Raw genomic sequence first — 23,132 nt, 5'->3', positions numbered from 1 at the left:
GGTGGTCGTACGCCGGGGGATGTCCGGACTTTCCCGATCTTCACCGGGCCCGGACGCCCTGGTGAGACGGGGATCCGGGCGCGTGAGGCGGTGATAGAAATGCCGTCGTCTTTGTCGGCGCTCGCCGACGCACGGGGGTTCTTGGGTTCGTCATTCCCACTCTCGTGAAAAGGAATATGAACCGGGGGCAATTCGAATGAAACGAGTGGTTAGGACAGCCGTCGTCGCCGTAGCGGTCGGCATCGCCGGCATGCTCGCCGCGCCCGCGCAGGCCCGGGTGTGCGCCCAGACGTGCACCGACGGTCAGATCACCGCGGTGGCCAGGCTTCTGGTCGACCTGCAGAACGACACGGCCGGCGGCGCCGCGGCCGGCGCGGCCGCCCAGGCCGACGCGACCGCGGGTCTGGTGGTGGACCTGACCGCCGCCCTCCGCGCCGACCTCGTCGCCGTCGCCCAGATCGCCGGCACCACCAGCGCCACCCTCACAGCCGACGCCAACGCCCAGATCAACGCGGCCGCCGACCTCGCGGCGTCGATCGTGGCCGACGCCAGGGCCACCATCAGCGCCCACGTCGTCGCCACGCTCCAGGCTCAGCTCTGCGCGGCCCTCGACGCGGTGGCCAACGTCGACGCCAGTCTCAACGCCACCGTCAACGCGAAGCTGGACGCGGCCGTGAACGCCGTGGCCCAGGTCGGCCGTCCGGCCGCCGCCGTCGCCAGCCATGGCGCCGGCGCCGTCCAGGCCGCCGCCCCGGTCGTCACGACCGCCGGCGCGGCCGTGCGCGCGGGCCTGAACCTCGGGCTGGCGGCGGACGTCCGGGCGCTGCTCGACCTCGACGCGGCCGTCGCCGTGACCGCCGGCAGCGCCGGCGGGCTGCTCGCGCTCGTCCCGTGCGACGCCCCGGGGGCCGCGGCCGGTACGGCGGCCGCGACGGCGGCGGCCTCCGCCGCGGCGCACCTGAACGCCGACGCGGACGCCGCGGTGACCACGGCCGGGAACAACGCCTCCGGCGCGGGCACCACGGCCGCACAGGCCGCGAGCGCGGCCGCCTCGGCGAGCGCCACCGCCGCCGCCACCGCCTCCACCCTGCCGGCGACGCTCTCGCGCGTGCCGCGCACCGGGCAGTAGCAGCGCCAGAACGGCGACCCACCCCGCCGTACGCGACATGAGGAACGGCCGGCGCCTGTGAGGGGCGCCGGCCGTTCTCAGTTGGCCTGGCTGGTCGCCGAGGCGCGCAGATGCGTGCGCCGGGCGATCTGGGCCTGCAGGCGGGCCATCTGCCAGTGAAGGTCGAGGAGCTGCTCGGTGATCGTCCCGACCGGTAGCTCCGAGGGATCTTCGGCGGCCAGGTTGTCGATCGCCGTCGCCAGGTCGCTCATCCCGCCCCTCCCCTACGTCGAATCTCTGTTCGAATCATAGTGGAACAGGCGGCCCTGGGGTATCAGGTTTCGTACACAGGTGCGATGAATCCGCGAGCGAGCGTGTTGGCGGTGACGTTGAACCCGACCACCGCGGGCGGCGTGTCGCCGTCGACGCCGAGCTTCTCCACGCCGAGCGCGTGGACGGCGAACAGGTAGCGGTGCGGGTGCCCGGGCGGCGGGGCGGCGCCGCCGTACGCCTTCTCGTTGTAGTCGTTGCGGGCGTGCTGGGCGCCCTCGGGCAGGCCCTTGAAGTCGGGCGCGGTGCCCGCCCCGGTGGGCAGTTCGGTCACGCTCGCCGGGATGTCGAACAGCACCCAGTGCCAGAACCCGCTGCCCGTCGGTGCGTCGGGGTCGAAGCAGGTCACCGCGTAGCTCTTCGTGCCCTCGGGAGCGCCGGACCAGCGCAGGTGCGGGGAGAGGTTCTGCCCGCTCACGCCCCAGCCGTTGTACACATGCGCCTCGGGCTTGGGCTCGCCGTCGCGCACGTCGTCGCTCTCGACGGTGAGCGCGGGCACCTCGGGAAGGTGGTCATAGGGAATCGGTGGCGGCGTCGGCACGGTTCACCCCTCCTGTCGATCTGTCAGGCCTTGTTGTAGGCGTCCAGGACCTCCTGAGGGTCGCCCTCCATCTTGATCTTCCCCTTGTGCAGCCAGATGACCCGGTTGCACGTCTCCTCGATGACGTCGAGGTTGTGGGCGACCAGGAAGACGGTCCCGGCGGCTTCGCGCATCTGCATGATGCGCTCCTGGCTCTTGCGCTTGAAGTCGCGGTCGCCGGTGGCCAGCGCCTCGTCGATCAGCAGCACGTCGTGGGTCTTCGCCGAGGAGATCGCGAAGCGCAGCCGCGCGCCCATGCCGGACGAGTAGGTCGACATGGGGAACTGGACGAACTCCCCGATGCCGGAGAAGTCCACGATCTCGTCGTACCGCTCGCGCACCTCGGCCGGCGACATGCCCATCGCGTAGCAGCCGAGCACGATGTTGCGCTCGCCGGTGAGCTCCTTCATGAGGGCGGCGTTGACGCCGAGGAGCGAGGGCTGGCCGTTGGTGTACACGGCGCCCTTGTGCGGCGGCAGCAGCCCGGCGATGGCCCGCAGCAGCGTCGACTTGCCGGAGCCGTTGCGCCCGATGATGCCGATGGCCTCGCCGTGGTGGGCGACGAAGGTCACGCCCTTGACGGCGTGGACCTCCTTCATCTCGGGGCGTCCCTGCCGCCGTACGAGGCGCATGAGGGCGTTGGCCGCGCTGCCCTTCTGGGACTCGCTGGTCGAGCCGTACACCTTGTAGACGATGTGGAGGTCGTCGACGATCACGGTCGGCGTACCGACCGTCTGGTCTTCGAGGGCCACCTGGGACAGCTCCTTGGTCAGCTCAGCCACGGCCGTACCTCTCCTCGGCCCGCCAGAAGTACCAGAAGCCGACGATCAGTGCGAACACTGCCCAGAATATGCACGTCGTCCACGCCCATCGCTCGGGGAACCTCTCGTAGATGAGCAGGTCGCGCATGAACTCGATGTAGGCGGCGGCCGGGTTGAACTCCAGCGCCCACCGCAGGACGCTGTGCAGGTCCTTGGTCCTGTCGCTGATGGCGTAGAAGACGCCGGACGCGTAGAGCCAGGTGCGCAGGATGAACGGCAGAAGCTGGTTGATGTCCCGGGCGAAGGCCCCGACGCGGGCCATGAACAGCGCCATGCCCATGTTGAACAAGAACTGCATGAGCAGCGCGACCGGCACCAGCAGCCACAGCATGGTGACCGGCAGCCCCATGACCAGGATGAGGACGACAAGGACGGCCATCGACCAGCCGAGGAGCTGAAGCTCCTGGATGGTGTACGCCAGGGGCAGCGCCGCCCGGGGGAAGTGGAGCGCCCGGATGAGCGACAGGTTCGAGGAGATCGACTTGGCCCCGCCGGTCACCGTGCGCTGCGTGAAGGTGAAGACCATCACCCCGGTGACGAGGAACGCCGGGTAGTGCGCGATGTGCTTGGCCTGGGCCAGGATGACGCCGAACATCAGCCAGTAGACGGCGGCGTTGAGCAGAGGCGTCAGCACCTGCCACAGCTGGCCGAGCGCCGACTCCGAGTATTTGGAGACGTTCCTCGACGTGGCGTAGGTCAGGATGAAGTGCCGCCGGTCCCACAGTTGGCGCAGGTAGGCGGGCATGCTGGGGCGTGCGATGGCGCGTCGCAACCCGTGACGCGCGGCGAGCGCGGCCAGTGACTCCGGGGCTCGGCCGCCCGCCTGGGCGTCCGCGAGCGCGGATTCCGGCTGGCTCATGGCATGGACTCTATTGGATGGAGGTCGGTGGACGGCTGTCGCACCGGGAGCGGCTTCCGACTTGGTCAAAGGTAGCCCACGACATCGTGATAGGGGGACAACGGCACGGGACTCGTAGTGACCGGACACTCAAGGTGACGGGAAAGGGTGATATATGTACGATATGGGGGCTTTGCGGCCCTGCTAGGCATTTGGTGTCCGCGCACTAGATGTGGTGTGACGCACCACTGACGCACGTGTGACCGAACTGCAACGCGCCAGATACTGCTCTGGTGTGTCGGGTGAGGGATGCTCGCGGACGACTGGCAGGACGTCAGCTGGCTTGACCGCGCCCGGCAAACCGGGGGTCTCACCAGCCCGAACGCCCAACCTTAGAGGGAGGACCTATCCACTATGCGCGTGACTAAGGGCGCGAAGATCGCCACCGGCACCGCGCTGCTTGCGCTCGGCGTCGCCGCGTGCGGCGGAGGCAGCGGCGGCTCGGGTGGCGGTGGCGACAACCCCCGCGCGGCCAACGGCACCGTGTACATCCGCGGTTGTGAGCCCCAGACCGGTTTCGTCCCCGGCAACATCAACGAGACCTGCGGCGGCACGATCAACGACTTCGTGTACAGCAAGCTCGTGAAGTACAACACCGACACGGCCGCCCCCGAGCTCGACGAGGCCGCGTCCATCGACACGACCGACAACACGGTCTGGACGATCAAGCTCAAGCCGGGCCTCAAGTGGACCGACGGCACTCCCGTCACGGCGAAGAACTACGTCGACGCGTGGAACTACACGGCGTACTCCCCGAACGCGCAGATCGGCAGCTTCTGGTTCGGTGACATCAAGGGCTTCGACAAGGTCAACACGGCCGACCCCGACGGCCCCGACGGCCCGAAGCAGGCGCCGAAGCCGGAGACCGACAAGATGTCGGGCCTCGAGGTGGTCGACGACCTCACGTTCAAGGTGACCCTGAACGCGCCCGTGGCGGTCTTCCGCACCAAGCTGGGCTACTCCACGTTCGCGCCGCTCCCGGACGCCTTCTTCAAGGACCCCAAGGGCTTCGCCTCCAACCCGGTCACGAACGGCCCCTTCAAGTTCGTGAAGTGGGACCACAACTCGCAGATCGTGGTCGCCGCCAACGCCGACTACGCGGGCGCGGAGAAGCCGAAGGTCAAGCAGATCGTCTACAAGATGTACAAGGACGACGACGCGGCCTACGCGGACCTGGTCTCCAACAACCTCGACTTCACCGAGCTGATCCCGCCGTCGGCGCTGGCCGGCGACAAGTGGAAGAGCGACCTGGGCGACCGCGCGATCGAGGGCCAGCAGGGCACGATCCAGACGGTCACCTTCCCGCTGTACGACAAGGAGTTCGGCGGCAACGCCGACTTCCGCAAGGCGATCTCCATGGCGATCGACCGGAAGACGATCACCGACAAGATCTTCAACAAGGGCCGTGTGCCGATCGACAGCTGGGTCTCCCCGATCGTCGAGGGCTACAAGGCCGGCTCCTGCGGCGAGCTGTGCACCTACGACCCGGCGAAGGCCAAGGAGTACCTGGCCAAGGCCAAGGCCGCGGGCTACACCCCGCCCAAGGAGTTCCCGATCTGGTACAACGGCGACTCCGCGCACAAGGAGTGGGTGGACGCCACCGCCAACAGCATCAACCAGGCGCTCGGCAGCGACGCCGGGTTCACCGTGGTGGGCAAGGCGATGCCGACCTTCGCCGAGTTCCGCGACACCATCACGCAGCACAAGATCAAGGGCATGTTCCGTACCGGGTGGCAGATGGACTACCCGCACATCGAGGACTTCCTGAACCCGCTGTACAAGACCGGCGCCTCCAGCAACGACGGCCTCTACAGCAACAAGGCGCTCGACGAGAAGCTGCACGAGGCTGACACCTCGACCGACCCGGCCCAGGCCATCGCCCACTACCAGGAGGCGGAGGCTATGCTGGCGCAGGACCTGCCCGCGATTCCGCTGTGGTCGTACGGTCTGCAGGCCGGCACCTCGAAGTGGGTGACGGGTGTGAAGGTGACGCCGTTCGGCGAGCTCGACCCGCTGTCCATCGCGATCAAGGAAGCCTAGCCTCCGGCTCGCACGTCCTCCGAGGCCGGTTCCGGACCGGGACCGGCCTCGGCGGCTGTCCGATCACGCCTTCCCCGTGCCGATCCTCGGGGACGCACGTAGACCTCGCGAACGACTGGAGGTGCGCATGGGCCGATATGCGATCCGGCGCCTGCTGCAACTCATACCCGTGGTGCTCGGCACGACGTTCTTGATCAATTACATGGTCTGGCAGCTGCCGGGCGACCCGTTCGCCGGGCGTTGCGGCCAGCGCCCCTGTCCTGACAGCTACGTCAGTGCCATGAGGGCCCAGTTCGGCCTCGACCAGCCGATGCTGGTGCAGTACGGACACTTCCTGAAGAACATGCTGACGGGCGACCTCGGCGTCGACTTCAACCAGGTCCCCGTCATCGACCAGCTCGGGGCGGCCTGGCCCATCACTATCCGGCTGGCCCTGCTCGCGGTCGCCATCGAGGCCGTCATCGGCATCGGCGCCGGCGTCCTGTCGGGCCTCAAGCGCGGCGGCTTCCTCGACAACCTGGTGACGATCTCCACGCTGTTCCTGCTGTCGCTGCCGGTCTTCGTCACCGGCTACCTGCTGCAGTGGCTGCTCGGCGTGCAGCTGCACATCATCAACCCCACGGTGTCGGACGAGGCGACGGTGAGCGAGCTCATCGTCCCGGCGTTCGTGCTGGCCAGCATCAACATGGCGTTCACCGCCCGGCTGACCCGGACCAGCATCGTGGAGAACCTGCGGTCCGACTACGTGCGCACCGCGGTGGCCAAGGGCCTGACAAACCGCCGGGTGGTGGGGATCCACCTGCTGCGCAACTCGCTGGTCCCCGTGCTGACGTTCCTCGGCACCGAGATCGGCTCGCTCATGTCGGGCGCGATCATCACCGAGGGCATCTTCAACATCCACGGCATCGGCGGCATGCTCTACCGGGCCATCACCGGGCAGGACTACACGATCGTGGTCCCGGTGGCGACCCTGCTCGTGCTGGTGTACCTGATCTCCAACCTGCTCGTCGACCTCCTCTACGGCGTGCTCGACCCGAGGATCCGCTATGAGTGAACCGACCGCGATGCAAGACCTCCTGAAGGCGGAAGGCCCCGCGGCGGTTCCCGGCCTCGGCCGTCCCGACCGGGCGCGGAGCCTCTGGCGCGACACGTGGGACATCCTGCGCCACCGCAAGATCTTCTGGGTCTCGCTGGTGATGCTGGTCGCGTTCCTCCTCATGGCGGCGTTCCCGACGCTGTTCACGCACAAGAACCCCGAGTACGCCACGCTCGCGAAGAGCATGGAGGGACCGAGCGCCGATGCCTGGTTCGGGTACGACCTGCAGGGCCGCGACGTCTTCGCCCGGACGATCTACGGGGCTCGCACCTCGATCATCGTCGGTGTCCTTGCCACGCTGCTGACCGTCCTGCTCGGCGGCGTCGCCGGCGTCCTGGCGGCCTACTACTCCCGCTGGCTCGACTCCGTGCTGTCCCGCGTGGGTGAGATGTTCCTCGGCGTGCCGTACGTGCTGGGCGCCATCATCATCCTGGGCACCGTCGCCCCGGCGCAGTCCAGCCCGGACAAGGTGACGATCATGGCGGTGGTCATCGTCGTCCTGGCGGTGCTCGGCTGGCCGATCCTGATGCGCATCGCGCGCTCGGCCGTGATCCAGGCCAAGCACCAGGACTACGTGCAGGCCGCCCGCGCGCTGGGGGCGGGCCCCGGCCGGATCATCTTCCGGCACATCCTGCCGAACTCGCTCGCGCCGATCCTCGTGTACTCCACGATCACCATCGGCAGCTACATCGGCGCCGAGGCGACGCTCTCGCTGCTCGGCATCGGCCTGCGGGCGCCGGTCATCTCGTGGGGCATCGCGATCGCCGACCACACGTCGTACATCAGGACCGGCGCGCACGCCCTGTTCTTCCCGGCGGCGTTCCTGTCCCTGTGCGTGCTGACCTTCGTCATGCTCGGCGAGGCCGTGCGCGACGCCCTCGACCCCAAGCTTCGCTGAGGAGGCACAGCGAGTGACAGAAGTGCTTTCCGAACACGTGGGCAGCGGATCCGCCGGCGGCGCCCTGCTCGAGGTGGAGGACCTCCACGTCGAGTTCCGGACGCGGGCGGGCGTCGCCAAGGCCGTCAACGGCGTCACCTACAGCGTGGACGCGGGGCGGACGCTGGCCGTGCTGGGCGAGTCGGGCTCCGGCAAGAGCGTGACCGCCCAGACCATCATGGGCATCCTCGACATGCCGCCGGGACGCATCACCGGCGGCGAGATCCGCTTCCGCGGCGTCGACCTGCTCAAGCTTCCCGAGGACCAGCGCAGGAAGATCCGCGGCGAGGGCATCTCGATGGTCTTCCAGGACGCGCTGTCGGCGCTGAACCCGGTGTTCCCGGTCGGCTGGCAGATCGCCGAGATGTTCCGCATGCACCGCGGCACGTCCCGGTCGGACGCCAGGAAGAAGGCCGTCGAGCTCATGGACCGGGTGCGCATCCCGGCCGCCAAGGAGCGGGTCAACGACTTCCCCCACCAGTTCTCCGGCGGCATGCGCCAGCGCATCATGATCGCCATGGCGATCGCGCTCGACCCCGAGGTCCTGATCGCCGACGAGCCCACGACCGCGCTCGACGTGACCGTCCAGGCGCAGATCATGGGGCTGCTCGCGGAGCTCCAGCGCGACAGCAACATGGGCCTGATCCTGATCACCCACGACCTCGGCGTGGTCGCCGACGTGGCCGACGAGATCGCCGTGATGTACGGCGGCCGCATCGTGGAGAAGGCGCCGGTGCACGACCTGTACCGGAACCCCGCCCACCCCTACTCGAAGGGGCTGCTGGAGTCGATCCCGCGGGTCGACCTCAAGGGCCAGGAGCTGTACGCCATCAAGGGCATGCCGCCCAACCTGCTGGAGATGCCGACCGGCTGCGCCTTCCACCCGCGCTGCCCGTACCGGCGGGACAACTGCGTGACCGACGTGCCCCCGCTGTACACGATCAGTGGCACCCGCGGCAGCGCCTGCCACTACTGGAGGGAGGTCATCGATGACGGCTCCCGCTGAGTCGATCCTCGAAGTACGGGACCTGGTCAAGCACTTCCCGCTGACCCAGGGCATCGTCTTCAAGCGGCAGATCGGCGCCATCAAGGCCGTCGACGGGGTCTCCTTCGACCTGCACCGGGGCGAGACGCTGGGCCTCGTCGGCGAGTCGGGCTGTGGCAAGTCGACCCTCGCCAAGCTGCTGATGGCGCTGGAGCGGCCCACCTCGGGGTCGGTGCGGGTCAACGGCAGGGACATCACCCAGGCCAAGGGCGGCGAGCTCAAGCGCATGCGCCGCAACATCCAGATGGTCATGCAGGACCCGTACACCTCGCTCAACCCCCGGATGACGGTCGGCGACATCGTGGGCGAGCCGTTCGAGATCCACTCGGACGTCGTGCCCAAGGGCGGGCGGCGCCGCAAGGTCCAGGAGTTGCTGGAGGTCGTGGGCCTCAACCCCGACCACATCAACCGCTACCCCCACCAGTTCTCCGGCGGCCAGCGGCAGCGCATCGGCATCGCCCGCGGGCTCGCGCTCCAGCCCGAGATCATCATCTGCGACGAGCCGGTCTCGGCCCTCGACGTGTCGATCCAGGCCCAGGTCATGAACCTGCTGGAGCGCCTGCAGAACGAGTTCAACCTGGCGTACATCTTCATCGCCCACGACCTGTCGGTGGTCCGCCACATCTCCGACCGGGTCGCCGTGATGTACCTCGGCAAGATCGTCGAGCTCGGCCGGGACAGGGAGATCTACGAGCGCCCGACCCACCCGTACACGCAGGCGCTGCTGTCGGCCGTGCCGGTGCCCAACCCGGAGGGACGCGAGCAGCGGCAGCGGATCATCCTGCAGGGCGACCCGCCGTCGCCGGCGAACCCGCCGTCCGGCTGCCACTTCCGCACCCGGTGCTGGAAGGCGCAGGACATCTGCGCCCAGCAAGAGCCCCTGCTGGAGATCCGCCAGGGCAGCGACCACCCGAGCGCGTGCCACTTCGCCGAGGCCAAGGACGTCGTCAACGCCCCGTGACCGCCGGCGCTCGCCGCGAGCGCGGTCAGCGTCCGGGTGACAGCCGCACGTGGGCGCCGGGGGGCAGCCCCAGGCGCTCCGCGGCGTCCCCGGCGTTGATCGCCAGGGCGACCAGCCCCGCCGAGTCGGTGAAGGCCACCAGGTCGCCGGGCGGCACCGCGCTGAACGTCTCCCGGTACGGGACCAGGAGTTGACGCCGCCCGAGCCACACGGCGAGGTTCTCCCCGACGTGGGCCCCCAGCTTGCCGAGGTCCCCGCAGGTGATCGACAGCTGGACGTTGCCGTGGCGGTCGACCGAGAGCACCTCCCCCTCGGCGGCGCCGTCCCTGAGCCGGCAGGTCGGCTCGGGCAGCGCCACCAGCCGTTCGAGCGGCAGCGGCGGCCCGACGTCGGCGACCGGCCGTCCGGTCGACAGGTGGGCGGCCACCGGCGCGAAGACGTCCCGTCCGTGGAACGTGGGCGAGACGTTGTCCAGGAACAGGTCCTGGTTGGTGATCTCGTACGCGGCTTGCGGCCCGCCCGCCGCGTGCACGGCCCACGACAGCACGCCGTTGTCGGGCCCCACGAAGATCCGGCCGCCCGCCTCCACGGCGACCCCGCGCCGCGTGCCGCCCACCGCCGGGTCGACGACGGCGAGGTGCACGCCGGCCGGGAGGTACGGCAGGGTCTGCGCGAGGATCGCGGCCCCCCGCCGCACGTCCCCGGCGGGGACCAGGTGGCCCACGTCGATGATCCGGGCCTGCGGGGCTATGCCGACGATCACACCGTGGCAGGCGGCGACGAAGCCGTCTTCCAGCCCGTAGTCGGTCAGAAGCGTGATTACACAGGTCACACCTGGTGACATTACGTCTGCCGATCCGGCCTGAACACCCCGGGTTCGCCTACTACGATGAGGGCGGGTTTGCGAGCCCTCGAGGAGGAGCGGAATGGACACCGAACCGGCCGGCGACGAAGGGCTCGTCCTCTCCGACCGCGATCGCGAGATCCTCGCGTTCGAGCGGCAGTGGTGGCGGTACGCGGGAGCCAAGGAGCAGGCGATCCGGGAGGCGTTCGGGATCTCCGCGACCCGGTACTACCAGTTACTCGGGGAGCTCATCGACCGGCCGGAGGCCCTGGAGCACGACCCCATGCTGGTCAAGCGGCTGCGGCGGATGCGTGCCACCCGCCAGCGCGACAGGGCCGCCCGCCGGTTCGGGATGAGGCCCTGAGGCCATGACCCTCCCCCGCCACGAGGGGCTCGACGCCGTCCTGGCCGACCCCGCCGGCGCCGTGATCGGGCTCGACTTCGACGGCACCCTGTCCTCGATCGTCCCCGACCCCGCCGCGGCCCACGTGCATCCCGAGGCCCCCGGCGTGCTCGCCGACTTGGCCGGCCGCCTGGGCGCCGTCGCGATCGTCACCGGGCGCCCGCCGCTCACGGCCCTCGCCCTGGGCGCCACCGCGGACGGCCCGTCCCTGGAGGACGTCCCCGGGCTGGTGATCCTCGGCCACTACGGCCTCGAACGCTGGGAGGACGGCCGGATCAGCGCGCCGCCCCCGCCGCCCGGGCTCGACCTCGTCCGGGCCCGGCTGCCGGAGATCGCCCGCTCGCTGGACGGCGTCGTCGTCGAGGACAAGGACCGCGCGGTGGCCGTCCACACCCGGCGCGCCCCCGATCCCGCGGCGGCCCTGGAGGCACTGCGCGAGCCCGTGGCCGCACTGGCGGCCGAGGCGGGGCTGGCCGTCGAGCCCGGCCGGATGGTCCTGGAGCTCCGGCCGCCGGGGATGGACAAGGGCAAGGCGCTGTCGTCGTTCCTCGCCGAGCGCGAGGCGCGGTCGGTGATGTTCGTCGGCGACGACCTGGGCGACCTCGCGGCCTTCGACGCGGTGGACCGGGCCGGGATCCCGGGCGTCCGGGTGTGCAGCGGCTCGGCCGAGGTGACCGCGCTCGCGGAGCGGGCGGACGTCGTCGTGGACGGCCCGGACGGGGTGGTGGCCTTCCTCCGCGAGGTCCGCGCCGCCCTGGACTGACGCCCGGGAAGCCGAGCGGCCCTGGGCTGGGGAGGCGCGCGCCGCGGTGCAGCGGCCGTCAAGTGTTCTGCAAGCCGCGGCTTCTAGTCTTCGAGCCATGATGAAGAAGACGATCACGGCCGCCGTGGCCGGCCTCGCCGTCCTGGCCGCGCCCGCGGCCGCGTTCGCGAGCGACACCGCCGCCACGAGCGGCACCAAGCAACTGCACCTGCGCAAGGGCCTCACGCTCACGATCCCGAAGTCCTGGAAGGTGTACGAGCAGGACAAGGACTGGCTGCGGGTCGTCACCGGCCCCTGCCCCACGGTCGGCACCGACATGTTCGGCTTCCGCGACTCCGGATGCCACAGCTTCTGGGTCATGGGCCCGAAGGCCATCAAGGTGGGCCACGAGCTCTTCAACGCCTACACCCCGGACGGCGCGTTCTACCCCGCCACCGACGTCGGGCCGTGCCCGTACGACAAGAAGCTGTACATCGGCCACATGACGCTCGCCGCCAAGGGCCTGCGGCAGATCGGCCCGGGGCACAAGGCGTACTACCGCAAGTGGGCCGGCACCTGCGTGACCACGACGACCTTCAAGGTCAAGGGGCACTACAACCAGCGCGAGTGGTACCTGCCGACGTCGAAGATCCTGGTCATCGACCAGTGGGACGACCCGAGGCTCAGCGGGATCCTGAAGAACGCGACCTGGAGCTGACGATCCCCGCGGCCGCCAGCCCGATCAGGCCGGGGGCGAGCAGGAACGCCGTATGGGTGCCGAAGCCGTCGCCCAGCGCCCCCAGCACGAACGGGCCGCCGCCCGAGCCGGCGCCCGCCCAGATGGAGGCCGCGCCCGACGCCTGGTCGGGGCGGCCGCCCGACACCTCGATCAGGCGGGCCAGCCCCATCGGGTACTGGACCGAGATGCCGAGCCCGCTCAGCGCGAGCCCGGCGTAGCAGACCGGGACGGAGGTCCCGGCCCAGAAAAGCGTCCAGCCCGCCAGGGCCACGCCGAGAGCGCCCAGCAGGATCGACGTCGGCGGGAGTCGCAGAGCCAGCCACGCGCCGCCGAACCGGCCCGCGGCCATGCCCGCGAGCATCGCGCTCAACCCGGTCGCCGCCGCGCCGGCCGACAGCCCGGTCCGCTGGGCGAAGAGCTCCGCGGCCCACAGGTTGAAGGCGAACTCCAGGGCGACGCAGCACAGCAGCACGAAGCCGATGACGTGGAACCGCCAGCCGTACGGGTCTCTTGGGGCGGCGATGCCGGGCGGCGGCGGGACAGGCGCCGGCGGGACAGGCGCCGGCGGCACCCAGACCCGGCCCATGAGCAGGGCCAGCAGGGCCGTGGCCGCCACCGGCACGAACAGCGCGGACCGCCAGCCGGCGGGAGACTGTGCCAGCACGCTGAACGCGTAGGTGATGGCGATGCCGGCGGTCACGGCGACGGCGTTGGCCTCGCTGATGGCGGCCGCCCCTGCCGGGCCGTGGTGGTCGCTGAGGGCCGCCGTGATCGCGTACAGCGCGACCGAGCCGCTGCCGCCGGCGAGGGTGAAGCCGGAGAGCGTGAACGGCAGAGTATGACCGAACGCGATGAGGAGCACGCCGGCGTTCATCCCCGCCATCCCGGCCCAGGCGACGGCCCGACGACCGAACCGCCTGGTCAGCGCGGGCAGGGCCAGCCCGCCGACGACGCCGCTCAGCGCCATCCCCGTGCCGTGCAGCCCGGCGACGGCCTGGGAGACGCCGAGCTCGGCGCGCAGGAGGGGCGTCGCGGCCGACAGGCCGTACAGGTACGTGGCGAAGGTGGCGAGCTGGAGGTAGATCAACCAGGTGGGGCGATCCCTGGTGAGCCTCGTATTGCGGTCCAAAGCCAGGCAAGGTTAGCGCACGCCTCATCGCCGGCCACGACGTCCGTCGGGAGACCCTCGTCAGCCCAGCGCGGCGAGCTGGTCCTCGAACCAGCGCAGCGGCGGCAGGGCCGTGGCCGCCTCCCGCAGCCGGGCCCCGCGCTTGAGCCGCTCCTCCTCGGGCATCGTCAGCGCCTCGTACAGCGCGCCGGCCGTCCCGGTGACGTCGAACGGGTTGACCAGCAGCGCGTCGGGCCCCAGTTCGGCCGCCGCGCCCGCCTCTCGGGACAGCACCAGCGCGCACCGCGGCGACAGGATCGGGCCCTCCTTGGCGACGAGGTTCATGCCGTCGCGGATGGGGTTGACCAGCAGCACGTCGGCCATCCGGTAGGCGGCCAGCGACCGCGGATAGTCGTCGTGCACGTTGAGGATCAGGGGGTCCCAGTCCTCGGTGGCGTACTCGTCCTCGATCTCCTTCGCGCACCGCTGCACGGCGGCGGTGTACTCGCGGTACTCGGGCAGGTCGTGCCGGGACGGGTAGGCGAAGGCCAGGTGGACGACCCTGCCGTGCCACTCGGGATGCCGGGCCAGGAACTCCCGGTACGCCGTGAGCCCGCGCACGATGTTCTTGGACAGCTCGGTCCGGTCGATCCGGACGATCAGCTTGCGGTCGCCCACCAGGTCGCGGATGGCCGCCATGTGCGACTCCACGTCGGGCTCGGCCGCACGCCGCCGCAGCGCCTCGCCGTTCACGCCCAGCGGGTGCACGCCGATGTGGGTCGTGCGGTCGTCGTACGAGACGACCCCGGCGGTGTGGTCGACATGGGCGCCGAGGAAGGTCTCGCAGCAGTCCATGAACGCGCGGGCCCACCGCGCGGTGAGGAACCCGGCGTGGTCGGCCCCGAGGATGCCGGTGAGGACCTCCGCCACGACGTCGTCCGGCAGGAGCGAGAAGTACTCCGGGGGCGCCCACGGCGTGTGGCTGAAGTGGGCGATCCGCAGGTCGGGCCGCTCGACGCGGAGCATGGCGGGGGTGAGGGTCAGGTGGTAGTCCTGCACCATGACGCGGGCCCCGTGCCCGGCCTCCTCGGCCAGCGCGAAGGCGAACGCGCCGTTGTAGTCGCGGTACGACTCCCACTCGCGGCGGAAGCGCGTGCCGAACTCCGGCGTCAGGGGCGTGTTGTACAGCAGGTGGTTGACGAACCAGAGCGTCGAGTTGGCCACCGCGTTGTAGGCCCGGTGGAAGACGGCCGGCGGGATGTCGAGCATCCGCACCGGCCCGGTGTCGAAGGCCTGGTCGAGCCGGCCGCCCGGCGCGAGCCGCACCGCGCCGCGGTCGCCGTCGGACAGGGCCGCGCAGACCCACAGGACGTCGCCGTCCCTGACCACCTCGGAGAGCCCGGAGACCAGCCCGCCCCCGCCTCGCCGCATGGTGAGCGCGCCGTCGTCGGAGAGCGTGAACGACACCGGCCCTCTGTTGGAGGCGATCAGGGTAGTGCTCATGTTCGGCTCCCCCGGGACTGAACGGTCGGGCATGCCGGAAGATTAATAAAAGCCGACCTTCGTCAATAGGATGTCAAGCGATCGAGGAAGGGCTGGATTCGGCATGGCACTGGACGAGACGACCGAGGACCTCGCCCGATCGGCCGCCCAGGGTGACCACCGGGCGCTGGGCGAGCTGCTGCGCCGCATCGAGCCCGACGTGTTGCGGCACTGCGAGCGTCTTCTACCGTACCGGCAGGACGCCGAGGAGGCGTCACAGGACACGCTGCTGGCCGTGGCGCGCAACATCGGCAGGTTCGAGGGCCGCGCGAAGTTCAGCACGTGGCTGCACATCGTGACCGTGAACTGCGCGCGGACCACCTACCGCAGCCTGAAGCGGCGGGCGTCGGAGCAGGCGGAGGAGCTGCCCGACCAGCGTCCCGACCCGCGCAGGGTCAGCGTCATCGCCGGCTCACGGCTCGACCTGCTGGACGCCATGGAGGCGCTGGAGGCCGAGCGGCCCGACCTGGCCCAGGCGCTCGTGCTGCGCGACATCTGCCAGCTCGACTACAACGAGGTCGCCGACCAGCTCGGCATCCCCCTCGGGACGGTCAAGTCCCGAATCCACCAGGCGCGCAAGTACGTCCAGACCGCGCTCGGCGAGGCGTACGGCTGACTCCCGCGGTGTCTCAGGGTGATACGGAACGTCTCGCAATCTGAGACGTTGGAACGGACACCGGGGACGGCGGGGTACAGTGCTAGGGACCCTTCGCGGGTCGACAACTGAATATTGCTCATCCAGAGGGGTGGAGGGACCGGCCCTGCGAAGCCCCGGCAACCCTCCCGGCGTCCGAACTCGTGCCCCACGAGGCCGGCCGGGACAGGTGCCAATTCCGGCTCGTGACCAGGGTGGTCACCGAGCGAAGATGAGGGAAAGGCCTCGCTTCATGGCGCACACGAACGCTTCCGACTTCGGCCCCGCCACCGGTCTGTCCTGCCGCGAGTGCGGCGCGATCTACGACCTCGGCCCGATCTTCGCCTGTGCCGAGTGTTTCGGCCCTCTCGAAGTGGCCTACGACTTCGGCGAGGTCCGCCGGGAGGACATCGAGTCCGGCCCCACGAACATCTGGCGCTACCGTTCGCTGCTCCCCGTCCCGCCGGACGTCGCGGCCAAGCCCAACCTGCAGCCCGGCTGGACCAAGCTCGTCAGGGCCGACCGCCTGGCCGCCGAGCTCGGCCTGCGGTCGCTGCACGTCAAGGACGACTCCGGCAACCCCACCCACTCCTTCAAGGACCGGGTGGTCGCGATCGCGCTGGAGGCCGCCCGCACCTTCGGCTTCCACACGCTGTCGTGCTCGTCCACCGGCAACCTCGCCGGCGCGGTGGGCGCCGCCGCCGCCCGTGCCGGGCTCGACTCCTGCGTGTTCATCCCCTCCGACCTCGAAGAGGCCAAGATCACGATGGCCTCGGTGTACGGCGGCCGGCTCGTCGGCATCGAGGGCACCTACGACGAGGTGAACCGCTTCTGCTCGGAGCTGATCGGCGACGAGCTGGGCGAGAAGTGGGGGTTCGTCAACGTGAACCTCCGGCCCTACTACGCCGAGGGCTCCAAGACGCTGGCATACGAGATCGCCGAGCAGCTCGGCTGGCGGCTGCCCGAGCAGATCGTCATCCCGGTGGCGTCCGGTTCCCAGCTGACCAAGGTCGACAAGGGCTTCCGTGAGCTGATCAGGCTCGGGCTGGTCGAGGACCGGCCGTACAAGATCTTCGGCGCGCAGGCCGAGGGGTGCTCGCCGGTCTCCCAGGCGTACAAGGCCGGGCAGGACGTCGTCCAGCCGGTCAAGCCGGACACCATCGCCAAGTCCCTCGCCATCGGCAACCCGGCCGACGGGCCGTACGTGCTGGACATCGCCCGGCGGACGGGCGGCGCCGTCGAGGACGTGACCGACCGCGAGGTGGTCGACGCGATCCGCCTGCTGGCCAGGACCGAGGGGATCTTCGCCGAGACCGCAGGCGGCGTGACCGTCGGCGTGCTGGCGAAGCTCGTCCGCGAGGGCCGTCTCGACCCGGAGGCCGAGACCGTGGTCCTCAACACCGGCGACGGGCTCAAGACGCTCGACGCGGTCGCCGAGCACGCCCGCCCGTCGGCCGTCATCCGGCCCTCGCTCGCGGCATTCCGTGCGGCTTTCGCCAACTGAATACGTTTCGTCAGACCCACCCGAAGCTAGAAAGCGAGCCAAAAATGAGCGTTTCCGTACGGATTCCGACGATTCTGCGTACGTACACCAACGGAGCCGCGGAGGTATCCGGGGACGGTGGAACGCTCCGGGAGGTCCTGCAGAAGCTCGACGCGGACTATCCGGGCATCGGCGGGCGCATCCTCGACGAGACGGGCAAGATCCGGCGTTTTGTCAACGTCTATGTCGGTGAAGAGGATGTCCGATTCGCCCAGGGCCTGGACACCCCCACGCCTGACGGAGTGCACATCTCCGTCATCCCCGCAGTCGCCGGGGGGTGAGCCCGGAGGTGCCTGATGAGCACCTGACATGCGCTTCTATCGTTGTAGAAGTCAAACGGCCCTAAGCGAAATGGTGCAATTCTCAACTATCGAGTAGTAAAGTTAATATTCTCCGATCCTGCTATGAGCGAACGCCGAGTAGTAGTTTGCGGATTGACTCTGTTGTCCTACGCCTTGACACGGGTATGGTCGAAGACGATCGACGAAACCGGGGGCTTCTTGTGTGTGGTCCCCAGCCCAGCAAGAGGAGTCGGAAAGTGGCGCAGGGCACCGTCAAATGGTTTAACGCGGACAAGGGCTACGGCTTCATCGCGGTAGACGGTGGGAAGGATGTGTTCGTCCATTACTCGGCAATCATGATGGACGGCTACAAGGCCCTCGAGCAGGGCCAGCGGGTTGAGTTCGACATCACCCAGGGTCAGAAGGGCCCGCAGGCGGAGGCGGTCCGGGCCGTCTGATCCCGTCGAGGACTACACAGAAGGCCTGGCCCGCCCGTGCGGGCCGGGCCTTCGGCATGTTTCCCCAAGGTGGCGGACGTACCCGTCCAAGCTGGTCAGCAGGGCTTCCGCTTGCACTCGCAGGGGTAGAGTGCTAAATACATGTTTGGCACTCTGAGGTCGAGAGTGACAACAACCGGGATCGGGGCGATGGGGCTCGCGCAGGAGCGGGCCCATGCCGTCGCGGGCGTCGGCTCGGTCCGCTGCAAGCCACCCTGCTACTGGGAGGTCTAGCCTTATGGCAGCCAAGATGATCGCGTTTGACGAGGACGCCCGGCGCGGTCTCGAGCGCGGTATGAACCAGCTCGCCGACGCCGTCAAGGTGACCCTCGGCCCCAAGGGCCGCAACGTCGTGCTGGAGAAGAAGTGGGGCGCCCCCACGATCACCAACGACGGTGTCTCCATCGCGAAGGAGATCGAGCTCGAGGACCCGTGGGAGAAGATCGGGGCCGAGCTGGTCAAGGAGGTCGCGAAGAAGACCGACGACGTCGCCGGTGACGGCACGACCACGGCCACCGTGCTCGCCCAGGCGCTGGTGCGGGAGGGTCTGCGCAACGTGGCCGCCGGCGCCAACCCGATGGCCCTGAAGAAGGGCATCGAGGCCGCCGTCGAGCGCGTCAGCGAGGAGCTCTCCAAGCTCGCCAAGGACGTGGAGACCAAGGAGCAGATCGCCTCCACCGCCTCCATCTCCGCCGCCGACACCGAGATCGGCTCGCTCATCGCCGAGGCGATGGACAAGGTCGGCAAGGAAGGCGTCATCACCGTCGAGGAGAGCAACACCTTCGGCCTGGAGCTTGAGCTCACCGAGGGCATGCGCTTCGACAAGGGCTACGTCTCGGGCTACTTCGTCACCGACCCCGAGCGCATGGAGGCGGTCTTCGAGGACCCCTACATCCTCATCGTCAACTCGAAGGTCTCCGCGAACAAGGACCTGCTGCCGCTGCTCGACAAGGTCGTGCAGTCCGGCAAGCCGCTGGTCATCATCGCGGAGGACGTCGAGGGCGAGGCCCTGGCCACCCTGGTCGTCAACAAGATCCGCGGCCTGTTCAAGTCCGTGGCCGTCAAGGCCCCCGGCTTCGGCGACCGCCGCAAGGCCATGCTGGGCGACATCGCCACCCTGACCGGTGGCCAGGTCATCTCCGAGGAGGTCGGTCTCAAGCTCGAGAACGCCACCCTCGACCTGCTCGGCCGCGCCCGCAAGGTCGTCATCACCAAGGACGAGACCACGATCGTCGACGGCGCCGGTGACGCCGAGCAGATCGCCGGCCGCGTGAACGAGATCCGCGCCGAGATCGAGCGCACCGACTCCGACTACGACCGCGAGAAGCTCCAGGAGCGCCTCGCCAAGCTGGCCGGCGGCGTCGCCGTCATCAAGGCCGGCGCGGCGACCGAGGTCGAGCTGAAGGAGCGCAAGCACCGCATCGAGGACGCCGTCCGCAACGCGAAGGCCGCGGTCGAGGAGGGCATCGTCCCCGGCGGTGGCGTGGCCCTGCTGCAGGCGGGCGCCAACGCGTTCGACAAGCTCGAGGTGAACGGCGACGAGGCGACCGGTGCGGCGATCGTCCGCAAGGCGCTCGAGGAGCCGCTGAAGCAGATCGCCGTCAACGCCGGCCTCGAGGGCGGCGTCGTGGTGGAGAAGGTCCGCAACCTGCCCGCGGGCGAGGGCCTCAACGCCGCCACCGGCGAGTACGTCAACATGTTCGAGTCGGGCATCATCGACCCGGCCAAGGTGACCCGCTCGGCGCTGCAGAACGCGGCGTCCATCGCGGCGCTGTTCCTCACCACCGAGGCCGTCATCGCCGAGAAGCCCGAGAAGGAGAAGGCCCCCGCCATGCCCGGCGGCGGCGACATGGACTTCTAGTCCGCGCCGTAGGCCCTCCGCGCCGCGAGGCGCACAGGCGAACAGGTGGAAGGGGTCGCCCCGGTCGTCCGGGGCGGCCCCTTCTCCGTTCCTGGGGTGGCGCTACCGGGGGACGGGGCTGTTGAGCTTGCCGCCGTGGCCCTCGACCACCATGCAGGTGACCGAACGGCTGCGGGCCCAGGCCGACTGGCTCGGCGGGTAGAGCACGAAGCTCCTCAGCCGGTCGAGCATCGGGCTGTCGGCGAGCATGCGGTTGAGGCGCTTCTCGCACTGCTCGGACGCCTGGTTGCCCGCGGCCTCCCTGCCGGGCCACGCCTTCACCGGGAGGTCGAACTGGGTGATCACCTCGGCGTCGTGGGCCTGGGTGCACGGCACCCCGGTCACGCTGGTGACCACGACGCCGTCGGCCACGCCGTTGACGCAGTCGCCGGGGCGCAGGGCGGTGCTGGCGACGGAGCCGCCGCCGGTGATCGTGCCGTTCGCGTCCCGCTGGGCCGACGTGAGCACCGCGACCAGGGCGACCGCGACGATCACCGCCACCCAGGCGCCCGACAGGACCAGGCCCGCGACGGCGAGGCCGCGACCGCGCTCCCCGCGTCTGCGGATCTGCCTGAGCGCGATCACGCCGAAGACGACCGACAGCAGCACGCCGCCGATGATCCCGAACACGAGCGACGTGACGGCGAACCCGTTCATCCGGGGTCGCGGCGGGACCTGTCCGTACGGCGGATAGGGCATGCCGTACGGCGCGCCGTAGGGATCGGCGGGCGGTCCGGCGTAGGGTCCCGGGGGCGGCGCGGCGTACGTCCCGGCGGGCGGGGCGCCGTAGGGGCCGGCCGGAGGTCCGGGATAGGCGCCGGCGTAGGGCCCCGCGGGCGGCGCGGCGTAGGGGTTGGACGGCGCGGACGGGTCGCCGTAGGGGCCGGCTCCCGGGTGGGGAGCGCCGTACGGCCCCGGTGGGGGAGGAGAGGCGTCGGGGGTCACGCGACCACATAGTGGCCCTTGCGGCGTTTCGTCCGCAACGCGACCATTCCCGCTCGGGGCGCGCGGCGCGGGCTGTCGCCGCAGGCGCACGGCGATGCGGGCGAGCACGGACGGCGCGCCGCGGCCGGTGACGTCCGTCAGGGGACGGCCAGCTCCGCGGGCAGGTCGCGGGCGTGGAGGACGGTGAGCGAGGTGACGGCCCGGGTGAGGACCACGTAGAGGCGGGCCGGCCCGCGGTCCTCGGCGGCGACGATGTCGGCGGGCTCGGCGACGATCACGTGGTCGTACTCCAGGCCCTTGGCCAGCGTGGCGGGCACGACGAGCACCCGGTCCTCACCGGTCGAGTCGGGGCCGAGGACCGTGTGCGGGACGCCCTCCAGCGCCGCAGAGACGGCCGGCACCGCCGCGTCCGCGACGATGACGCCGATCGACCCCTCGCGCCCGAGAGCCTGCCGTACGGCCTCGGGGACGGCGGCGACGGCGTCCGGGACCGGCCGTACGGACAGGGACCCGGCGCCGGGACGCAGCGACCGCGGGGCGGCGAGGTCGGGCGCGACCGAGGGGAGCAGCCGCGCCGCGAAGTCGAGGACCTCCCGTGGCACGCGGAACCCCAGCGTCAGCTCGGTCACCTCGCCGGACGGCTGGCCGAGATGGTCGAGCACGGTCTTCCACGAGCGGGCCGACCAGGGCGTGGTGCCCTGGGCCAGGTCCCCCAGCACGGTGGCCGAGCCGGTGCGGCAGCGGCGGCCGAGCGCCCGCAGCTGCATGGCCGACAGGTCCTGGGCCTCGTCGACGACCAGGTGCCCGTGGGAGGGCGTGCGCTCGATGAGGCCGGCGATCTCGTCGAGCAGGGCGGCGTCCGCGGCCGTCCACTTCGCCGAGCGGTGCGACTTGTACGGCTTGCGCCACAGGATCAGCTCCTGCTCCTCGGCCGACAGGTCCGAGCGGGAGGCGCGGGCGAGGAAGGCGGCGTCCGACAGCAGACGGAACAGGACCTGCTCGGGCGTGAGCTTCGGCCAGACCGCGTCGAGGAGGGCCTTCACCGGCTTCGACCGGGCCACCGCGTCCTGCACGCGGTCGTCGGGCGACTCGCCGCGCCGCTCCATCTGGATGAGCACGGCGTGGGCGAGGCGCTGGGCCAGGGTGGCGCGTCCCGGGCCGTACCTGGTCGTGCCCCGCAGCCCGGCGACGATCTCGCGGACCTCGTGGTCGGCCACCCGGTAGCGGTTGATGCCCTTGGTGAACAGCACGCCCTCCTCGGGCTTGGTCACGTGGAGCCACAGGGCGCGCCTGACCACCTCGGCCATCCGGGCGTCGCCCTTGATCGCCGCCACCGCCGGGTCCTCGGGGTGGGCGTGCTCGCCGAGGATGCCGGTGACCGTCGTCTGGTCGACCCTGACCTCGCCGAGCGCGGGCAGGACCGAGGAGATGTAGGCGAGGAAGGCCCGGTTGGGCCCGACGATCATCACGCCGGCCCGGGAGAGCCTCTCCCGGTGGGTGAACAGCAGGTAGGCGGCCCGGTGGAGGCCGACGGCCGTCTTCCCGGTGCCGGGGGCGCCCTGCACGCAGACCGTGACGCCGAGGTCGGCGCGGACGATCTCGTCCTGGTCGGGCTGGATGGTCGCGACGATGTCGCGCATCGGCCCGGTGCGCGGCCGTTCGATCTCCTCGGTGAGCAGCCGGCTCGGCCCGAGCCGCCGCCCGTCGAGCGGCTCGTCCTCGTACGCCGTGAGCTCGCCGCCCTTGTAGCCGAACCGGCGGCGCAGCGCCACGCCCATGGGGTCGGCGGGGCCGGCCTGGTAGAACGCGCGGGAGACGGGCGCCCGCCAGTCGATGACGAGCGGCCGGCTGCTCTCGTCGTGCACGTGGCGGCGGCCGACGTAGATCGTGTCGGGCAGGTCGTCGGCGGCCGAGCGGTCGAGCCGGCCGAAGAACAGCGGGGTGTCGGGGTGGTCGGCCAGGGCGGCGACCCGCTGGTCGAGCAGGGACTGCAGGATCTGCTGGGAGACCCAGTCGCCGGCGGCGTCCGCGGACAGCGAGCGGGCGTGCTCGCGCATGGCTTTCAGGGCGGCGCGGGAGGCCGCGAGGTGGGCGCGCTCGGCGTCGAGCACATGTCCAGGCATGCGGAAACTCCTCCG

23 protein-coding genes and 1 riboswitch are annotated in these 23,132 nt (G+C 70.4%); of the genes, 14 read left to right on the top strand and 9 right to left on the bottom strand.

What is annotated here, in order from left to right; all coding sequences use genetic code 11:
- Positions 1-205: 205 nt before the first annotated feature.
- Complete coding sequence (locus Mco01_RS29375) at positions 206-1,129, top strand: hypothetical protein (protein WP_204060092.1); 924 nt, start codon at positions 206-208, stop codon at positions 1,127-1,129.
- A 77-nt stretch (positions 1,130-1,206) separates the two neighbouring features.
- On the opposite strand, the gene Mco01_RS29370 is transcribed toward Mco01_RS29375, so the two are convergent.
- The 4 genes from Mco01_RS29370 to Mco01_RS29355 form a co-directional block, all read right to left on the bottom strand.
- Positions 1,207-1,380, bottom strand: coding sequence for a hypothetical protein (locus tag Mco01_RS29370; protein ID WP_198167618.1), 174 nt, complete (start codon positions 1,378-1,380; stop codon positions 1,207-1,209).
- Positions 1,381-1,442: 62 nt separating this feature from the next.
- Positions 1,443-1,979, bottom strand: a complete 537-nt coding sequence (locus Mco01_RS29365; RefSeq protein WP_204060091.1) for a YbhB/YbcL family Raf kinase inhibitor-like protein — start codon at positions 1,977-1,979, stop codon at positions 1,443-1,445.
- A 23-nt stretch (positions 1,980-2,002) separates the two neighbouring features.
- Complete coding sequence (locus tag Mco01_RS29360) at positions 2,003-2,800, bottom strand: ABC transporter ATP-binding protein (protein WP_198167617.1); 798 nt, start codon at positions 2,798-2,800, stop codon at positions 2,003-2,005.
- Complete coding sequence (locus Mco01_RS29355; RefSeq protein ID WP_036332779.1) at positions 2,793-3,698, bottom strand: ABC transporter permease; 906 nt, start codon at positions 3,696-3,698, stop codon at positions 2,793-2,795. The genes Mco01_RS29360 and Mco01_RS29355 overlap by 8 nt, the downstream gene beginning before the upstream one ends.
- A gap of 393 nt (positions 3,699-4,091) precedes the next feature.
- Here Mco01_RS29355 and Mco01_RS29350 point away from each other — a divergent pair, with 393 nt between their 5' ends.
- The 5 genes from Mco01_RS29350 (at position 4,092) to Mco01_RS29330 (ending at position 9,816) form a co-directional block, all read left to right on the top strand.
- On the top strand, positions 4,092-5,777 hold the full coding sequence (locus Mco01_RS29350; RefSeq protein WP_204060090.1) for a peptide ABC transporter substrate-binding protein: 1,686 nt from the start codon (positions 4,092-4,094) through the stop codon (positions 5,775-5,777).
- A gap of 127 nt (positions 5,778-5,904) precedes the next feature.
- Positions 5,905-6,831 (top strand): ABC transporter permease, encoded by a 927-nt coding sequence (locus Mco01_RS29345; RefSeq protein ID WP_204060089.1) that lies wholly within the window; start codon positions 5,905-5,907, stop codon positions 6,829-6,831.
- Positions 6,824-7,771, top strand: a complete 948-nt coding sequence (locus tag Mco01_RS29340) for an ABC transporter permease (RefSeq protein ID WP_239103993.1) — start codon at positions 6,824-6,826, stop codon at positions 7,769-7,771. Before Mco01_RS29345 ends, Mco01_RS29340 begins: the two co-directional genes overlap by 8 nt.
- A gap of 13 nt (positions 7,772-7,784) precedes the next feature.
- On the top strand, positions 7,785-8,816 hold the full coding sequence (locus Mco01_RS29335; RefSeq protein ID WP_204060088.1) for an ABC transporter ATP-binding protein: 1,032 nt from the start codon (positions 7,785-7,787) through the stop codon (positions 8,814-8,816).
- Positions 8,800-9,816 (top strand): ABC transporter ATP-binding protein, encoded by a 1,017-nt coding sequence (locus Mco01_RS29330; RefSeq protein ID WP_204060087.1) that lies wholly within the window; start codon positions 8,800-8,802, stop codon positions 9,814-9,816. The genes Mco01_RS29335 and Mco01_RS29330 overlap by 17 nt, the downstream gene beginning before the upstream one ends.
- Before the next feature lie 25 nt (positions 9,817-9,841).
- Here Mco01_RS29330 and Mco01_RS29325 read toward each other — a convergent pair whose 3' ends face one another.
- Positions 9,842-10,648, bottom strand: coding sequence for an SAM hydrolase/SAM-dependent halogenase family protein (locus Mco01_RS29325; protein ID WP_275410604.1), 807 nt, complete (start codon positions 10,646-10,648; stop codon positions 9,842-9,844).
- Between the two features lie 94 nt (positions 10,649-10,742).
- Between Mco01_RS29325 and Mco01_RS29320 the strand changes: the two genes are divergently transcribed.
- The 3 genes from Mco01_RS29320 to Mco01_RS29310 all read left to right on the top strand — a co-directional run bounded on the left by Mco01_RS29320 (position 10,743) and on the right by Mco01_RS29310 (position 12,523).
- The gene (locus Mco01_RS29320; protein ID WP_036332767.1) at positions 10,743-11,024 is read left to right on the top strand and encodes a DUF3263 domain-containing protein; all 282 of its coding nucleotides are present in this window, start codon (positions 10,743-10,745) and stop codon (positions 11,022-11,024) included.
- Between the two features lie 4 nt (positions 11,025-11,028).
- Positions 11,029-11,826, top strand: a complete 798-nt coding sequence (otsB, locus tag Mco01_RS29315; RefSeq protein ID WP_204060085.1) for a trehalose-phosphatase — start codon at positions 11,029-11,031, stop codon at positions 11,824-11,826.
- A gap of 97 nt (positions 11,827-11,923) precedes the next feature.
- Positions 11,924-12,523, top strand: coding sequence for a hypothetical protein (locus Mco01_RS29310; RefSeq protein ID WP_204060084.1), 600 nt, complete (start codon positions 11,924-11,926; stop codon positions 12,521-12,523).
- Here the strand turns inward: Mco01_RS29310 and Mco01_RS29305 are convergent.
- Complete coding sequence (locus Mco01_RS29305) at positions 12,489-13,673, bottom strand: MFS transporter (protein ID WP_204060083.1); 1,185 nt, start codon at positions 13,671-13,673, stop codon at positions 12,489-12,491. The two genes, Mco01_RS29310 and Mco01_RS29305, sit on opposite strands and share 35 nt — an antisense overlap.
- Before the next feature lie 60 nt (positions 13,674-13,733).
- Complete coding sequence (locus Mco01_RS29300) at positions 13,734-15,155, bottom strand: alpha,alpha-trehalose-phosphate synthase (UDP-forming) (protein ID WP_204060082.1); 1,422 nt, start codon at positions 15,153-15,155, stop codon at positions 13,734-13,736.
- A 103-nt stretch (positions 15,156-15,258) separates the two neighbouring features.
- Between Mco01_RS29300 and Mco01_RS29295 the strand changes: the two genes are divergently transcribed.
- The 5 genes from Mco01_RS29295 (at position 15,259) to groL (ending at position 20,010) form a co-directional block, all read left to right on the top strand.
- Entirely contained in the window at positions 15,259-15,810 is a 552-nt protein-coding gene (locus Mco01_RS29295; RefSeq protein WP_204060081.1) for an RNA polymerase sigma factor, read from the top strand.
- A gap of 115 nt (positions 15,811-15,925) precedes the next feature.
- Positions 15,926-16,067, top strand: a riboswitch (SAM riboswitch).
- Positions 16,068-16,081: 14 nt separating this feature from the next.
- On the top strand, positions 16,082-17,332 hold the full coding sequence (thrC, locus tag Mco01_RS29290; protein ID WP_036332756.1) for a threonine synthase: 1,251 nt from the start codon (positions 16,082-16,084) through the stop codon (positions 17,330-17,332).
- A 44-nt stretch (positions 17,333-17,376) separates the two neighbouring features.
- Positions 17,377-17,652 (top strand): MoaD/ThiS family protein, encoded by a 276-nt coding sequence (locus Mco01_RS29285; protein WP_204060080.1) that lies wholly within the window; start codon positions 17,377-17,379, stop codon positions 17,650-17,652.
- 257 nt (positions 17,653-17,909) lie between these two features.
- Positions 17,910-18,110 carry a cold-shock protein gene (locus Mco01_RS29280; RefSeq protein WP_030509192.1) on the top strand — a complete coding sequence of 67 codons (201 nt, stop codon included), beginning with the start codon at positions 17,910-17,912 and terminating at the stop codon, positions 18,108-18,110.
- Positions 18,111-18,387: 277 nt separating this feature from the next.
- Positions 18,388-20,010: a chaperonin GroEL gene (groL, locus tag Mco01_RS29275; RefSeq protein ID WP_036332750.1), complete on the top strand. Its 1,623-nt coding sequence runs from the start codon at positions 18,388-18,390 to the stop codon at positions 20,008-20,010.
- Between the two features lie 102 nt (positions 20,011-20,112).
- Here groL and Mco01_RS29270 read toward each other — a convergent pair whose 3' ends face one another.
- Both Mco01_RS29270 and Mco01_RS29265 read right to left on the bottom strand, forming a co-directional pair.
- Positions 20,113-20,994, bottom strand: a complete 882-nt coding sequence (locus Mco01_RS29270; protein WP_204060079.1) for a DUF4190 domain-containing protein — start codon at positions 20,992-20,994, stop codon at positions 20,113-20,115.
- Between the two features lie 137 nt (positions 20,995-21,131).
- Positions 21,132-23,117, bottom strand: a complete 1,986-nt coding sequence (locus tag Mco01_RS29265; protein WP_204060078.1) for a HelD family protein — start codon at positions 23,115-23,117, stop codon at positions 21,132-21,134.
- Between the last annotated feature and the right edge of the window lie 15 nt (positions 23,118-23,132).

Origin of the sequence: Microbispora corallina (assembly GCF_016863035.1) — a bacterium.
GTDB classification, from domain to species: Bacteria; Actinomycetota; Actinomycetes; order Streptosporangiales; family Streptosporangiaceae; genus Microbispora; species Microbispora corallina.
This window is presented reverse-complemented; position numbering and strand designations above follow the sequence as displayed.